This is a genomic window from Halorubrum sp. SP9, from assembly GCF_005435015.1.
GTDB lineage: Archaea > Halobacteriota > Halobacteria > Halobacteriales > Haloferacaceae > Halorubrum > Halorubrum sodomense.
Window position 1 is genome coordinate 1 of record NZ_SGXU01000722.1, and the last position, 230, is coordinate 230.

The window sequence follows — 230 nt, forward strand, 5'->3', positions numbered from 1 at the left end:
CGGAGAGATTGGTCGTCATAGCCTTTGTCGCCGGCGAGACTCTCGATTTTCTCGGTGTTGCGAAGGGCAACTCGACGGCCAGTTTGGGTGTCGTGAGGCCAGTGTGCCGAGCAGTGAAGATCAAGGATGGCACACGAATCTGTATCGACGAGTGCCGTCGTTTTGAGCGTGCGTATGTGGCGATCCGAGCGGTGTTGGTAGTGTCTCGATGCCGTTTCGCGGTCGAAGAA

The 230-nt window shown here is 57.0% G+C and carries 1 protein-coding gene; it reads right to left on the reverse strand.

What is annotated here, in order from left to right; all coding sequences use genetic code 11:
* On the reverse strand, positions 1-230 hold a 230-nt coding region (locus tag EXE45_RS19120), incomplete at both ends, for a transposase (protein ID WP_137695210.1).